Origin of the sequence: Williamsia serinedens, assembly GCF_024171725.1 — a bacterium.
Classification (GTDB): Bacteria; Actinomycetota; Actinomycetes; order Mycobacteriales; family Mycobacteriaceae; genus Williamsia_A; species Williamsia_A serinedens.
In genome coordinates this window covers 160,916-175,281 of sequence record NZ_JAMTCG010000001.1, presented here as the reverse complement: position 1 = coordinate 175,281, position 14,366 = coordinate 160,916, and the positions used below count along the sequence as shown (strand labels likewise).

14 protein-coding genes are annotated in these 14,366 nt (G+C 71.2%); 2 read left to right on the top strand and 12 right to left on the bottom strand.

What is annotated here, in order from left to right:
- Window positions 1–10 precede the first annotated feature (10 nt).
- The 8 genes from LX12_RS00785 to dxr all read right to left on the bottom strand — a co-directional run bounded on the left by LX12_RS00785 (window position 11) and on the right by dxr (window position 9,881).
- Window positions 11–835: an alpha/beta fold hydrolase gene (locus tag LX12_RS00785; protein ID WP_253652606.1), complete on the bottom strand. Its 825-nt coding sequence runs from the start codon at window positions 833–835 to the stop codon at window positions 11–13.
- A 10-nt stretch (window positions 836–845) separates the two neighbouring features.
- Window positions 846–2,393, bottom strand: a complete 1,548-nt coding sequence (locus LX12_RS00780; RefSeq protein WP_253652605.1) for a cobyric acid synthase — start codon at window positions 2,391–2,393, stop codon at window positions 846–848.
- 4 nt (window positions 2,394–2,397) lie between these two features.
- Window positions 2,398–3,261, bottom strand: a complete 864-nt coding sequence (map, locus tag LX12_RS00775; RefSeq protein ID WP_253652604.1) for a type I methionyl aminopeptidase — start codon at window positions 3,259–3,261, stop codon at window positions 2,398–2,400.
- A gap of 142 nt (window positions 3,262–3,403) precedes the next feature.
- A complete protein-coding gene (locus LX12_RS00770; protein ID WP_253652603.1) occupies window positions 3,404–5,245 on the bottom strand; it encodes a penicillin-binding transpeptidase domain-containing protein in 1,842 nt (613 codons plus the stop codon).
- Window positions 5,246–5,326: 81 nt separating this feature from the next.
- Entirely contained in the window at window positions 5,327–6,163 is an 837-nt protein-coding gene (locus LX12_RS00765; protein WP_253652602.1) for a GNAT family N-acetyltransferase, read from the bottom strand.
- An 87-nt stretch (window positions 6,164–6,250) separates the two neighbouring features.
- Window positions 6,251–7,432: a flavodoxin-dependent (E)-4-hydroxy-3-methylbut-2-enyl-diphosphate synthase gene (ispG, locus tag LX12_RS00760; RefSeq protein WP_253652601.1), complete on the bottom strand. Its 1,182-nt coding sequence runs from the start codon at window positions 7,430–7,432 to the stop codon at window positions 6,251–6,253.
- Window positions 7,433–7,443: 11 nt separating this feature from the next.
- Complete coding sequence (locus tag LX12_RS00755; protein ID WP_253652600.1) at window positions 7,444–8,658, bottom strand: M50 family metallopeptidase; 1,215 nt, start codon at window positions 8,656–8,658, stop codon at window positions 7,444–7,446.
- Between the two features lie 53 nt (window positions 8,659–8,711).
- Window positions 8,712–9,881: a 1-deoxy-D-xylulose-5-phosphate reductoisomerase gene (gene dxr, locus LX12_RS00750; RefSeq protein ID WP_253653124.1), complete on the bottom strand. Its 1,170-nt coding sequence runs from the start codon at window positions 9,879–9,881 to the stop codon at window positions 8,712–8,714.
- 144 nt (window positions 9,882–10,025) lie between these two features.
- On the opposite strand from dxr, the gene LX12_RS00745 reads away from it, so the two are divergent.
- On the top strand, window positions 10,026–10,319 hold the full coding sequence (locus LX12_RS00745; RefSeq protein ID WP_253652599.1) for a DUF2631 domain-containing protein: 294 nt from the start codon (window positions 10,026–10,028) through the stop codon (window positions 10,317–10,319).
- A gap of 40 nt (window positions 10,320–10,359) precedes the next feature.
- Here LX12_RS00745 and rlmN read toward each other — a convergent pair whose 3' ends face one another.
- Window positions 10,360–11,469 (bottom strand): dual-specificity RNA methyltransferase RlmN, encoded by a 1,110-nt coding sequence (gene rlmN, locus LX12_RS00740; RefSeq protein WP_253652598.1) that lies wholly within the window; start codon window positions 11,467–11,469, stop codon window positions 10,360–10,362.
- Window positions 11,470–11,598: 129 nt separating this feature from the next.
- Between rlmN and LX12_RS00735 the strand changes: the two genes are divergently transcribed.
- Window positions 11,599–11,958, top strand: a complete 360-nt coding sequence (locus tag LX12_RS00735; protein ID WP_253652597.1) for a LapA family protein — start codon at window positions 11,599–11,601, stop codon at window positions 11,956–11,958.
- A 37-nt stretch (window positions 11,959–11,995) separates the two neighbouring features.
- Here the strand turns inward: LX12_RS00735 and LX12_RS00730 are convergent, their stop codons facing one another.
- From LX12_RS00730 to pyrH, 3 genes are all read right to left on the bottom strand, one after another.
- Complete coding sequence (locus LX12_RS00730; protein ID WP_253653123.1) at window positions 11,996–12,877, bottom strand: phosphatidate cytidylyltransferase; 882 nt, start codon at window positions 12,875–12,877, stop codon at window positions 11,996–11,998.
- 23 nt (window positions 12,878–12,900) lie between these two features.
- On the bottom strand, window positions 12,901–13,458 hold the full coding sequence (frr, locus tag LX12_RS00725) for a ribosome recycling factor (RefSeq protein ID WP_253652596.1): 558 nt from the start codon (window positions 13,456–13,458) through the stop codon (window positions 12,901–12,903).
- A gap of 63 nt (window positions 13,459–13,521) precedes the next feature.
- Window positions 13,522–14,271 (bottom strand): UMP kinase, encoded by a 750-nt coding sequence (gene pyrH / locus LX12_RS00720; RefSeq protein ID WP_253652595.1) that lies wholly within the window; start codon window positions 14,269–14,271, stop codon window positions 13,522–13,524.
- Window positions 14,272–14,366: the final 95 nt, after the last annotated feature.

Below are 14,366 nucleotides of genomic sequence, written 5' to 3'. Positions count from 1 at the left end.
CGCGGTCCCGTCACCACGTCGCCGACCGCAGGGCGATCTCACTCGCCAGCGAGGGCGCGGCGTTCTGCGGGACCCAGTGGTCGACGCCGTGCAGCTCGGAGAACCGGTAGTCGGAGTAGACGTACCGACCGCTGGCCTCGGCCTGTCCGCGACCGAGCGCGGGGTCGCCGTCGCTCCACACCATCGTGGTCGGCACCTCGATCGGTGGGCACGCCAGGTTCCCCGCGATGTCGCCGGTGAAGTTCGCGCGGTACCAGTTCAGGGCGCCGGTGAGCGCGGGCCGCTCCAGGAGCGGCAGCACCGAGTCATCGGGGACGAGATCGCGCAGCGCCTTCCCGTCGTCGGCGAGCAGACGGTCCTCCGCGGACGCGTCGATGAAGCCGGGGATGTACGACGACCGCCGGCGCTGGTCGTCGTCCTGGGCCAGGGACGCCGCGATCGCCGACGGGTGGCCGACGCTCGCGACGACCAGCCCGGTGAGCCGGTCCGGGTGCCTGCCCGCCAGGTGCCAGGCCACCAGCGCACCCCAGTCGTGTCCGACGGCGAGCGCGTGGTGGACGCCGAGGGCGTCGAGGATCCCGACGGCGTCGGTCACGAGGTGCTCGACGCGGTAGGCGTCGACGTCGGTCGGCCGTGCGCCGGGTGAGTAGCCCCGCTGGTCGGGCACGATCGTCCGCAGTCCGGACTCGTGCAGGCGCGCTACGACCGCGTCGTAACACGTTCCGTCGTTGGGGAATCCGTGCAGGAGGAGCACCGCCGGTGCGGTCGCGGGGCCGCAGGTACGGACGGTGAACTCGAGGTCGCCGACGGCGACGGTCTGGGTCTGGACGTCCATCGCGACGAGCCTACGTCGGTGACGGTGCGACGGTGGTGCGGACGACCGACGCCGTCGCCGGTGGGCCGTCGGTGATGATCGCCTCGACGGCGGCCGTGTCGAGGTGTTCGTCGACGGCGTCGGCGAGACGGTCGAGCTGCGACACACGCGCCGCCTCGACGTCGGTGTCCGGCGCGACGCGGAAGTCGGCGCGTTCGGCGGCCGTCGCGACCTCGACGAGCAGCGCCCGGCGGGCTGCGTCGTTCGCGAGCAGTCCGTGCCAGTGGGTGCCCCAGACGGCGTCGCCCACACTGCCTTCCGGTCCGTGCTCGTCGTCGGTCAGGAGCGGCCGGTGGCCGTTGTCGACCACGCGGCCGTGGTGGATCTCATAGCCCTGCACGCGGTGGTCACCCCAGGTGCCGGTCACCGGTCGCACCGTCTTCTCCGCCTCGAACCGGACCGTGAGGTCGAGGATCCCGAGCCCGTCGACGACGCGTGCGCCGCCCCCGGCCCGACGGGACTCGACGCCGTCGACGATGGTCTCCCCCAGCATCTGATAGCCGCCGCAGATGCCGATGATCGGTCGTCGGGCCCGGGCCCGCTCGCGCAGGGCGTCGTCGAGTCCCCGCGACCGCACCCACGCGAGGTCGTCGACGGTGGCGCGGGTCCCGGGCAGCACCGCGAGGTCGGCCGTGGTGACGCTGGCGATGTCGTCGACCCAGCGGACGTCGACCCCGGGTTCGCAGGCCAGCGCCTCGAGGTCGGTCGAGTTCGACAGCCGCGGCAGACGGATCGCCGCCACCGACAGACGATCCCGTCCGACCGACGGGGTCGACGGCCCGACCGGTCGGCCGATCGGCGACGACAGGGAGTCCTCCGCGTCGAGCCACAGGTCGTCGAGATACGGCAGCACACCGAGGATGGGGCGCCCGGTGCGCTCGGCGAGGGTGTCGAGCCCGGGCTGCAGGATCGACCGGGCGCCGCGGAACTTGTTGACGACGAACCCGGCGACACGGCGCTGGTCGTCGTCGGAGAGTGCGGCCATCGTGCCGAGCAGGTGCGCCAGCACTCCCCCGCGGTCGATGTCACCGACGAGCAGCACGCCGATGTCGGCGGCCTGTGCGAGCCCCATGTTGGCGATGTCGGTGTCGCGCAGGTTGATCTCGGCGACCGACCCCGCCCCCTCACAGACCACGACGTCGAAATCGGCGCGCAGCGCGGACAGCTCGTCCTGCACCACGGCGGCCAGTGCCGCCCGGCGTTCGTGGTAGTCGGCGGCGCCGATCCAGCCGTCGGGACGCCCGCGCACCACGACCGCCGACCGGCGGTCGCTGCCGGGCTTGAGCAGCACGGGGTTGAACCGGGTCGACGGTTCGAGGCCGCAGGCCTGCGCCTGCATCCCCTGCGCGCGGCCGATCTCACCGCCGTCGGCGGTGACGACCGAGTTGTTGGACATGTTCTGCGCCTTGAACGGCGCCACGGACACCCCACGCCGGGCCAGCGACCGGCACAGCCCGGCCACGACGAGACTCTTGCCCGCGTCGGACGTGGTGCCGCCCACGAGGATCGCGCCCCGCACCCGACTACTCCGAGGGCAGCGTGAGGATCTCCGCGCCGTCCTCGGTGACGACGAGCGTGTGCTCGAACTGCGCCGTCCACTTCCGGTCACGGGTGACGACCGTCCAGCCGTCGTCCCAGATCTCGTACGGGAGTCCACCGAGGTTGATCATCGGCTCGATGGTGAAGACCATCCCGGGCTCGAGGACGGTGTCGACGTTCGGCTGGTCGTAGTGGAGGACGACGAGTCCGTTGTGGAACGTCTCCCCGATGCCGTGCCCGGTGAAGTCGCGGACGACGCTGTAGCCGAACCGGTTCGCGTAGGACTCGATGACACGGCCGACGACGTTGAGCTCGCGGCCGGCCCGCACGGCCTTGATGGCGCGCATGGTGGCCGTGTGGGTCCGCTCGACGAGGTCGCGGTGCTCCTGGCTGACGTCGCCGGCGAGGAACGTCGCGTTGGTGTCCCCGTGCACGCCGTCGATGTAGGCGGTGACGTCGATGTTGACGATGTCGCCGTCCTGGATGACCGTCGAGTCCGGGATGCCGTGGCAGATCACCTCGTTGAGCGAGGTGCAGCACGACTTCGGGAACCCGCGGTAGCCCAGCGTGGACGGGTACGCACCGTGGTCGACCATGTACTCGTGGGCGATCCGGTCGAGCTGGTCGGTGGTCACGCCGGGGGCGACGGCCCTGCCCGCCTCGGCGAGCGCGTCGGCGGCGATCCGCCCGGCGACGCGCATCTTCTCGATGGTCTCCGGTGTCTGCACCCAGGGCTCGTTGCCCTCGTTCGCCGTGGGACGCCAGGCGTACTCGGGGCGCGGGATGGACGACGGGACCGGGAGGGTCGGCGACACCTCACCCGGCGCCAGGGCGGTGCGGACGGACATGGCGACAAGCCTATCGCGCACGCTCGGCATGCATTTTCCGCACGCTCGGCATGCATTTTCCGCACGCTCGGCGGTGGCTTTCCGCACGCTCGGCGGGTGTTTTCTGCACGCTCGGCGGAGGTCGCGGGCCGCGGCGCGGGCTCTACCGCGGGTCGGCGAGGAAGTCCGGGGGCAGGTCCTCGAAGAAGTCACGGGTGACGGCGACGGCGTTGTCGGAGCTCGCCCCGAGCACCATGAGCGTCGCGAAGGCGAGGTCACCCCGGTAGCCTGCGAACCACGCGTGCGAGCCACCGGGGACCTCGGCCTCACCGGTCTTGCCGAAGACCTCGCCCTGGTCCTTGATGCGGTCGGCGGTGCCGTCGACGACGACCTGGCGCATCATCGGCCGCAGCTGCGCGACGACCGCGGGCTCGATCGCCGGGTGCGGACCGGTGACGGTGGTCGCGCGGTCGAGGATCAGCTGCGGGACGGGCGTCGAGCCGTGGGCGACGGTGGCGGCGACCATGGCCAGTCCGAACGGACTCGTGAGCACCTTGCCCTGGCCGAACCCGTCCTCGGTGCGCTGGATCAGGTCGGGCGCGATCGGGACCGACCCGGAGTCGACCGGGATCCCCGGGATGTCGTAGTGGGGTCCGATGCCCATCTTCGCCGCCGCGGCGGCGAGATCCGACGGCCCCATCTCGCTCGCGAGCTTGGCGAAGGTCGTGTTGCACGACTTCGCGAACGCGGTCTGCATCGGCACCGTGCCGAGCGCGAACTCGTCGTAGTTCGGGATGGTGCGGGGACCGATCGTGACGGTGCCCGGGCAGCCGACCATCGTCGACGGCCTCGCCAGGCCGCTGCCGATCGCGGCGGCCGAGGTGACCATCTTGAAGGTCGAGCCGGGTGGGTACTGGCCGATGGTGGCGAGCGGTCCGTCCTTGTCGGCCAACGGGTTCTGAGCGATCGCGAGGATGCGTCCGGTCGACGGTTGGACGACGACCATCATGGTCTTGTACCGCGTCGCGGTGTCGACGGCCTGCTGCGCCGCGGTCTGCACCTCGCGCGACAGGCTTATGGCGACCGAGGGCGACGGCGCGGGGTCGACCTCGGCGAGGACACCCGCGGTCGCGCCGTTGGGGTTCAGGGAAACCACACGCCAGCCGGCCTTGCCGTCGAGGTCGGAGGCGACCTGCTTCTTGATCTGGGTCATCAGGTCGGGCGCGAACGTGGGGTCGGTCGGCACCAGGTCGGCCTGATCGGCGGAACTCACCCCCGGGATGGCGGCGAGGAGGTCGCTGACCTGGTCGTACTGGTCGCGCCGCAGCGTCTCCACGGCGTACACACCGGAGGTCGCCGTGGACTCCTCGGCGATCGCCTGCGGGTCGAGGGTCGGGTCGAACCGGCGCAGCACGTCGGTCAGCTGCGAGGCGGAGTCGGCGGCGGAGCCGGTCTGCGCCGCCTCCTGCGCGTTCAGCCCGATCCGGTACACTGAGCCGGGGACGAGCACCGACGAGCCGTCGGACTCGTTCACCGAACCGACCGGGGCCTGGATCGTCTGCAGCGACATCCGTTGCGTCGCACCCAGATCGGGATGGAGATCGGTCGACGTCCAGCGCACCCGCCAGCCGCTGTCGCTGCGCGCCATGTCCAGGCGCCCGTCGTAGGACCAGGTCTGGTCACGCGGCAGTGCCCAGGACCACTTCACGTCGACGGTCGCGGTGTCGGCATCGACGCGACTGCGTCCGACCTCCGTCCGCACTCCCGTCGCCTGCAGTCCGCTCCAGGCGGCCGCCAGGTCGGTGCGCGCGGCATCCGGTGAGTCGGTACGCCCGGCGGCGCCGTCGAGGTCACGCGATGCGACCACGGCCAGGAACGACGACGCGGCGGCGCGCGGACCGTCGTCGGCCGAGCCGCAGGCGACGATCACCGGCACGGCGGCGACCGCGGCCACCATCACCACGAGAAGTCGTCGTCGCACTCGTCCGTACCCAGAGCTGTCCATCGCGCCTGCGATGCTAGGGCGCCCGACTCGACGGGCACGGGTGCCACGCAGGGCGGCGACCTGTGAAATGCGTGAGAGCGGTCAGTCGACGAGGATCGTCGCGAAGGTGCCGACCTCGGTGAGGCCCACCCGCTGGTAGACCTGCCGCGCCGGGGAGTTGAAGTCGTTCACGTACAGGCTGGAGACGCGGCCCTGCGCCGCGATCGCGGAGACGACCGCCGCGGTACCGGCGGCACCGAGGCCCCGGCCGCGCTTGTGCTCGGCGACCCACACCCCCTGGATCTGTCCGACCCGTGACGACATCGACCCGATCTCCGCCTTGAACACGACTTCGCCGTCCTCGAAACGGGCGAAGGCGCGACCGGCCGAGATGAGCGCCGCGATCCGCCGGCGATAGGACCGACCGCCGTCCCCGGCGCAGGGGTCGACGCCCACCTCGCCGCGGAACATCTCGACCGCGGCGGGCAGATAGGCGTCGATCTCGGCCAGCCGCACGCGGCGCACCCGGGGATCCGGTGCGATGACCGGTGGACCCGACATGGCCAGCAGGGGCTGGTGCTCGCGCACCTCCCGCGCCGGACCCCAGTGCTCGCGGGCGTGCTCCCAGAACGGCATCACGTACTCGGCGCGACCCACCACCGACGAGCAGTGCCGCGGGGACCGGGTGGCACGCGCCGCGAACCCCGCGATGTCGGCGGCGTCGCCGAGCAGCGGGATGAGGTTGGCGCCCGAGAAGCAGAGCGAGGTCTCGGGGTCGCCGGCGGTCCAGAGTTCGCCGCCGAGCATCCGCGGCGACACACCGTGCTCCTCGACGCGGGCGGCGACCATGCACATGGCGACGGGATCCGTCTCCAGGGCGCGCGAGACCGCCTGCGCGTCACGCGCGCCCAGCGGTTTGTCGCCCACGAGCTTCAGCACCGTCACTCCTGCCCGGGGTCGGCGGGACCGTCCTCACCGGGCGGCGGGGCGGGAACGGGACCGCCCCGGCACCGGTCGTGCCGACGTCTACCCGACGCTGACGACCGGCGACCCGCTGGTGGTCCCCTCGCCAGTGTCCCCTGTTTCCTCGGCGATGCGAAGAGCTTCCTCGATCAAGGTCTCGACGATCTGCGCCTCGGGCACGGTCTTGATGACCTCACCCTTGACGAAGATCTGTCCCTTGCCGTTGCCCGACGCCACACCGAGGTCGGCGTCGCGGGCCTCGCCGGGACCGTTGACGACGCAACCCATGACCGCCACGCGCAGCGGCACGTCCATCCCCTCGAGGCCGGCGGTGACCTGGTCGGCGAGCGAGTAGACGTCGACCTGCGCGCGCCCGCACGACGGGCACGAGACGATCTCCAGCTTGCGCGGACGGAGGTTGAGCGACTGCAGGATCTGGTCGCCGACCTTCACCTCCTCGGCGGGCGGCGCCGACAGGGACACGCGGATGGTGTCGCCGATGCCGTCGGCCAGCAGTGATCCGAACGCCACCGCGGACTTGATCGTCCCCTGGAACGCGGGACCGGCCTCGGTCACGCCGAGGTGCAGCGGGTAGTCGCTCTGCGCCGCGAGCTGGCGGTACGCCTCGACCATGATCACGGGGTCGTTGTGCTTGACCGAGATCTTGATGTCGCCGTAGCCGTGTTCCTCGAACAGGCTCGCCTCCCACAGCGCGGACTCGACGAGCGCCTCCGGCGTCGCGCGTCCGTACTTGGCGAGCAGTCGCGGGTCGAGGGAGCCGGCGTTGACGCCGATGCGGATGGGGATGCCCGCGTCCTTGGCCGCGAGGGCGACGTCCTTCACGCGGCCGTCGAACTCCTTGATGTTGCCGGGGTTCACCCGGACCGCGGCGCAGCCGGCGTCGATGGCGGCGAAGATGTACCGCGGCTGGAAGTGGATGTCGGCGATGACCGGGATCTGGCTCTTCGACGCGATCGTCGCCAGCGCGTCGGCGTCCTCTTGGCGCGGGCAGGCCACCCGCACGATGTCGCAGCCGCTCGCCGTCAACTGGGCGATCTGCTGCAGCGTGGCGTTGATGTCGTGGGTCTTGGTGGTGGTCATCGACTGCACCGAGATCGGGTGGTCGCTGCCGACGCCGACGGAGCCGACCATGATCTGGCGGGTCTTGCGGCGCGGCGCCAGCACCGGCGGGGGCGGCGCGGGCATGCCGAGACCGACCGTGGGAGCAGAGGATTCGGAGGTCATCTGGTCTCCTTCTAGAAGACTTTGAGCGGGTTGACGATGTCGGCGGTGAGGGTCAGCACCATGTAGCAGCCCATCACCGCGAGGACCGCGTAGGTGGCGGGCATGAGCTTGAGGTAGTCGACGGGACCCCCGCGCGGCTTGCCCAGCCGACGGCGGACGGCGTCACGCAGCTTCTCGTAGCCGACGATCGCCATGTGGCCGCCGTCGAGCGGGAGCAGCGGGACGAGGTTGAACAGGCCGAGGAAGAAGTTGATGCTGACCAGCAGCAGCACCAGAGACTGCCACTGCCCGGCCTCGGCCGCGTCGCCACCGAGCACGGTGGCACCGTAGACGCTGACGGGGGTGTCCATGGCACGCTCGCCGCCGGTGACGGCGGTCCACAGGGCACCGACCTTCTGCGGCAGGGAGATCAGCGCGTCCCAGGTGGCGTGCGCCAGCTGGCCGGTGAACACGACCGCCCCGGGGACGGCACCGGCGAGGGTGAAGTCCCTGTGCGTCTGCTGCGGGTAGGCGATGCCGATCTGGCGGAACGTCAGCGGTTCCTTCAGGCCGGTGCCCGTGCCGGCCTCGTAGGTGACGGTCTGCGGCGTGACCTGCACCTGGCGGACGACACCGTCGCGGCGGACCTGCAGGTCCAGCGGACCGGTCGAGTAGCGCACGAGCGGCGTCATCTGTGCGGCGGTGGTGACGTTCGCCCCGTTGACCGAGACGATGACGTCGCCCGGCTGCAGTCCGGCGGCGGCCGCGGGACCGGTGCCGACGCACGGCGCGCTGGAGCCGTCCCCGGCGACCGTGGCCGAGACACACGAGGTCTCGGCGACCTGCGCGGGCGCCGGTGGCGGGTTCAGATTCGGCAGCCCCCAGCCGATCGCGAGGATGACGATGAGGACGAAGCCGAGGATGAAGTTCTGCGCGGGACCCGCGGCCAGCACTACGAGGCGCTTCCACGCCTTCTGGCGGAACATCGCGCGGTCGGCGTGCTCGGGGGCGATCTCGTCGTAGGTGGTCATCCCGGCGATGTCGCAGAAGCCGCCGAGCGGGATCGCCTTCACGCCGTACTCGGTGCCGCCGCGTCGGGTCGACCAGAGCGTCGGACCGAAGCCGACGAAGTAGCGCCGCACGACCATCCCGGTGCGCTGCGCGGCCCACATGTGCCCGCACTCGTGCCACGCGATGGAGAGCAGCAACCCCAGCGCGAACACGATCACGCCGATGACGAAGCCCACCTGCCCGTGCCCTCCTCAACCCGTCGGATCATGTGCCGCCCGATGCGGCGTGGTCAGCGGGACGACGCTGCCACCAGGTCCTCCGCGCTGCGACGCGCCCAGGCGTCGGCGGCGAGGACGTCGTCCACGGTACCCGGTTCGCGCGACCACTCGTCGGCGCGTTCCAGCACGTCGGACACGATCCCGACGATCCGCGGGAAACCGATCGCGCCGTCGAGGAACGCCTGCGCGGCGACCTCGTTCGCGGCGTTGAACACGCAGGTCAGCGACCCACCGCGGGTGCCGGCGGCGCGGGCGACGTCGATCGCCGGGAAGACCGCGGCGTCGACGGGCTCGAAGGTCCACTGCGCGGCGAGGGAGAAGTCACACGCCGTCGACGACCCGGGGACCCGGTCGGGCCATCCCAGCGCCAGCGCGATGGGCAGTTTCATCGACGGCGGCGACGCCTTGGCGATGGTCGCACCGTCGACGAACGTCACCATCGAGTGGACGATCGACTGCGGGTGCACGGTGACGTCGATCCGGTCGTAGGGGACGTCGAACAGCAGATGCGCCTCGATCACCTCGAGCGCCTTGTTCACCAGCGTCGCCGAGTTCAGCGTGATCATCGGCCCCATCGACCAGGTCGGGTGCCTCCCGGCCTGCTCGGGCGTCACCGTCGCGACGTCGGCGGCGCTCCATCCGCGGAAGGGACCGCCGGAGGCGGTGAGCACCAGGCGGTCGACCTCGTCGGCGGACCCGCCCCGCAGGCACTGGGCGATCGCCGAGTGCTCGGAGTCGACGGGGACGATCTGCCCGGGCGACGCCGCCGCCAGCACCAGCGACCCTCCCGCGACGAGGGACTCCTTGTTGGCCAGGGCGAGCCGGGCGTCGGTCGCCAGCGCCGCGAGCGTCGGCCGCAGGCCCCGCGACCCCACGACGCCGTTGAGCACCACGTCGGACTCGACGGACCCGACCAGGTCGACGAGGGCGTCGTCGCCGGAGCGGACCGGTCCCGCGGCGAGCGGACCGTCGGCGAGCAGGTCGTCGAGTCGACGGGCCGCGGCGGGATCGGCGATCGCGACACGGTCCGAGGTGACACCCGTGGCCGCCATCTGGTCGGCGACGGCCTGCGGGTCGGCCCCGCCGGCGGCCAGCGCGACGACCTCGAAACGGTCGGGGTGCTCGGCGACGACCTCGAGGGCCTGCACCCCGATCGACCCGGTCGACCCGAGGATCACCACCCGGGTGCGGGCGTGCGTGTCGGGCTGCGGCGCGGGGCGCGGGGGTGATGCCACGACGGTCATTGTGCCCCCGATATGCTGGCACCTACTACACGCCATCGTTGACGCCGCGCCCCGTGCCGGTGCGCCCAGCCAGGAGGATCCGTGGCCGACACCGAGATCGCCCAGACCGACAAGCACTCGCACGAGCTGGAGGTCGTCGACACCGGCTGGCAGCGCGAACCGACCGACGCCCCGTCCGCCCGCTTCGGTTGGCACGGCGAGTCGAAGACGGCGATGCGTGTGGGCGGCTGGATCTCCGGCCTCATCCTGCTGGCGATGATCATCGGCAACCACAAGGGTCACGTCGAGGACATCTGGCTCATCGCCATCACCGCGCTGCTGTGGGCGATCCTCGTCCGCGACCTGGTTCTCTCGCGCGGCAAGTGGCGGAACTGACCGTCGCCCGTCAGGCCTGACCGTCGTCGGTGACGGCGGTTCAGCCCTCCGCGGCGAGCTGACCGCAGGCGGCGGCGATCTCCTGTCCGCGGGTGTCGCGGACCGTGCAGGCCACGCCACCGTCGTTGACGCGCCGGACGAACTCCCGCTCGACGGCCTTCGGGGCGGCGTCCCACTCGCTGCCCGGCGTGGGGTTCAGCGGAATGACGTTGACGTGCGCGAGGTGGCCGAGACGGTGACGGAGCCGCTTCGCGAGGAGATCCGCCCGCCACGGCTGGTCGTTGACGTCCCGGATCAGCGCGTACTCGATGGACACGCGCCGCCCGGAGACGTCGGCGTAGTACCGCGCCGCCGTGAGCACCTCGTCCACCGACCAGCGGTTGTTGACCGGGACCAGGGTGTCGCGCAGTTCGTCGTCCGGGGTGTGCAGCGACACGGCCAGCCGGACCTGCATCTTCTCGTCGGCGAGCCGACGGATCGCCGGCGCCAGACCCACCGTGGACACCGTCACCGACCGCTGGGAGATCCCGAGTCCCTCGGGCGCTGGCGCGGTGATCCGGTGCACGGCGTCGCGGACGCGGGCGTAGTTCGCCAGCGGCTCCCCCATGCCCATGAACACGACGTTCGAGAGACGGCGCGCACCGGCGAGCTCGCCGTCGGCGACCGCCCGGGCCGCGGCCCGGACCTGGTCGACGATCTCCGCGGTCGACAGGTTGCGGTCGAGACCGCCCTGGCCGGTCGCGCAGAACGGGCACGCCATGCCGCAGCCGGCCTGACTCGACACGCACACCGTGGTGCGGTCGGAGTAGCCCATGAGTACCGACTCGAGCATCGTCCCGTCGTGCAGCCGCCACAGCGTCTTGCGGGTGGTGCCGTCGTCGCAGGCGATGTGACGGACCGGCGTCATGAGGGTCGGGAACAGCGTCTGCGCCACCTTCTCCCGTACGGCGGCGGGCAGGTCGGTCATCTCGGCCGGGTCGGCGCACAGTCGCCCGTAGTACTGGCGGGCGAGCTGATCGGCGCGGAAACCGGGCAGGCCGAGCGCCTCGACCGCCGCGCGGCGCCCCGCACGGTCGAGGTCGGCCAGGTGCGTCGGCGGACGCCCGCGCTTGGGCGCGTCGAAGACCAGGGGCAGAGCAGGACCGGACACGTCCACAACGGTCCCGCACCCGCGGCCGGAAATCCAATCGTCATCGGCGACGGACCCCTGGTCACGATCTCCTCACCGTCCGCGCGCGAGGGCACCACGTCGGGTGCGGCACGGGGGATGATGTCAGCCATGACGAACCCGAAGTCCTCCGCCTCGGACCCCGACCCGCTCGCGCCCACCGACGGTCCGCCGCCCGCCCACGACGAGCACGGCAGGCAGACCGACGTGAAGCAGGCCCTCGCCGAGGTGAAGCACACGCGGACGAAGTCGGCGTGGGTCGGCATCATCGTCGGCGCGATCGTGCTGATCCTGCTGCTCGTGTTCATCGTGCAGAACCTCGACCAGCAGCAGATCCAGCTGTTCTTCTGGAAGGTGAACCTGCCCCAGGGCGTCAGCCTGCTCATCGCGGCCATCGCCGGGGCACTGATCACCGCCGTCGTCGGCGGTGCGCGGATGTTCCAGGTGCGCCGCGCGGTCCGCAAGGCCTGACGCTCCGGCCGCCTCGGGGGATCGCCCTCGGGGCGGCCTACAGCAGCGCCGCGAGGACCGCCCACACGACGAACGCGCACGGCAGGATCGAGTCGAGACGATCCATGATGCCGCCGTGCCCGGGCAGCAGCGTGCCCATGTCCTTGATGCCCAGGTCGCGCTTGACCTGGGACTCGACGAGGTCGCCGAGGGTCGCGCAGATCACGAGGACCGGTCCCAGCGCGAGGCCGATCCACCACTGCGCGTCGAGCAGGAACGCCACGAGCAGCACCGATCCCACGGTGCCGAAGACGAGCGATCCGCCCATCCCCTCCCAGGACTTCTTCGGGCTGATCGCCGGGACCATCGGGTGCCGGCCGAACAGCACTCCCGCCGTGTAGCCGCCGACGTCGGAACAGACCACCACGATCATCAGGGTCAGGACGCGGGCCCACCCGTGGTCCTGCGTGACCATGACGATCGCGAACGACGCGAACAGGGGCAGCCACGCGAGCACCAGCACGGTGACCGCCAGGTCACGCAGGTAGTTCTCCGGGGCTGTCGTGCGGCCGTTGCTGAGCAGCTTCCACACCATGGCGACCAACACGGTCGCGACGAACGCGACCAGCGCCCCGGTCGGGCCGTACGGCCACGCGAACCACATGATGGCCTGGCCACCGACGAGCAACGGCACGACGCCGACGTCGTAGCCGCCGTCGCGGACCCGCTTCACGACCTCCCAGGTCGCGACGGCCAACGACACCGCGACGACCGGGATCCACACCAGCGGGGCGAAGACGAGGACCAGGATGACCCCGACACCGAGCGACCCGCCGACGGCGAACGCCGCGGGCAGGTTCCGGCCCGCACGGGACTTCTTGGGCGCGGGCTCGTCGCCCGTCGTCGACGTCGCCTGCGGACCCGCCGCCTCGTCGGTCATCTCCACGCCCTCGCCGCCGGTGCTCACACCTCCAGCAGTTCGTTCTCTTTGTTCTTGACGAGCTCGTCGACCTGCGCGACGTAGCCCGCGGTGGTCTTGTCGAGGTCCTTCTCGGCGCGGGTCACCTCGTCCTCGCCGGCCTCGCCGTCCTTCTGGATCCGCTTGAGCTCGTCGAGCGCCTTGCGCCGGACGTTGCGGATCGAGATCTTCGCGTCCTCGCCCTTGGACTTGACCTGCTTGACCAGTTCGCGACGGCGCTCCTCGGTGAGCTGCGGGATGGCCACGCGGATCAGCGACCCGTCGTTGGTGGGGTTCACGCCGAGATCGGAGTTGCGGATGGCGGTCTCGATCGCGCCCAACGACGACGCCTCGTACGGCTTGATGACCACCAGGCGCGCCTCGGGCGTGTTGATCGACGACACCTGCGTGATCGGCGTCATCGCGCCGTAGTAGTCGATCACGATGCGGTTGAACATCGACGGGTTCGCGCGGCCGGTGCGCACCGACCCCATGTCGTCGCGGGCGACGCTCACCGCCTTCTCCATCTTCTCCTCGGCGTCGAAGAGTGCTTCATCGATCACGGTCTCGCCCTTCGTCGTCGGTGGACACGGTCGTGGTGCGCGGTGGGCGCGGGTACGCGGCGCTCACATGACCAGTGTCCCGATCTTCTCACCCGCCACCGCGCGGGCGATGTTGCCCTCCTGCAGCAGGTTGAAGACCAGGATCGGCATCTTGTTGTCCATGCAGAGGCTGAACGCCGTCGAGTCGGCGACGGCGAGCCCCTTCTCCAGCACCTCGCGGTGGCTGATCTCGCGGAAGAGCGTGGCGTCGGGATCGGTCCGCGGGTCGGCGCTGTAGACGCCGTCGACGGCCTTGGCCATCAGCACCACCTCGGCCTTGATCTCCAGCGCGCGCTGCGCGGCGGTGGTGTCGGTGGAGAAGTACGGCATGCCCATGCCGGCGCCGAAGATGACCACCCGGCCCTTCTCGAGGTGTCGCTGCGCGCGCAGCGGGATGTACGGCTCGGCGACCTGGCCCATGGTGATGGCGGTCTGCACACGCGTCACGATCCCCTGCTTCTCCAGGAAGTCCTGCAGCGCAAGACAGTTCATGACCGTCCCGAGCATGCCCATGTAGTCCGACCGGGAGCGCTCGAGCCCGCGCTGCTGCAGTTCCGCCCCGCGGAAGAAGTTGCCGCCGCCGATGACCACCGCGACCTGCACGCCGGTGCGCACGACCTCGGCGATCTGTGCGGCGACCGTGGACACCACGTCCGGGTCGAGTCCGACCTTCCCACCCCCGAACATCTCGCCGCCGAGCTTGAGCACCACACGGGAGAACCCCGGTCGTGCCGTGTCCGTCGTGTCGGCTGTCGGGGCAGAACCGTCGGTCACTCGCCACTCCTCACGATGTCCGGTGGCGACGCGGCCGGGTGGTCGCCGGAAGCAATCCTATGTGGTGCGCGGGGTCTGCCATGCCCCCGACGCAA

Excerpts from the sequence above, each read along its gene's own strand:
- LX12_RS00785 (WP_253652606.1), bottom strand. The coding sequence starts at position 835 with ATGGACGTCCAGACCCAGACCGTCGCCGTCGGCGACCTCGAGTTCACC.
- ispG (WP_253652601.1), bottom strand. The coding sequence starts at position 7,432 with ATGACCTCCGAATCCTCTGCTCCCACGGTCGGTCTCGGCATGCCCGCG.
- map (WP_253652604.1), bottom strand. The coding sequence starts at position 3,261 with ATGTCCGTCCGCACCGCCCTGGCGCCGGGTGAGGTGTCGCCGACCCTC.
- LX12_RS00770 (WP_253652603.1), bottom strand. The coding sequence starts at position 5,245 with ATGGACAGCTCTGGGTACGGACGAGTGCGACGACGACTTCTCGTGGTG.
- LX12_RS00735 (WP_253652597.1), top strand. The coding sequence starts at position 11,599 with ATGACGAACCCGAAGTCCTCCGCCTCGGACCCCGACCCGCTCGCGCCC.
- LX12_RS00730 (WP_253653123.1), bottom strand. The coding sequence starts at position 12,877 with ATGACCGACGAGGCGGCGGGTCCGCAGGCGACGTCGACGACGGGCGAC.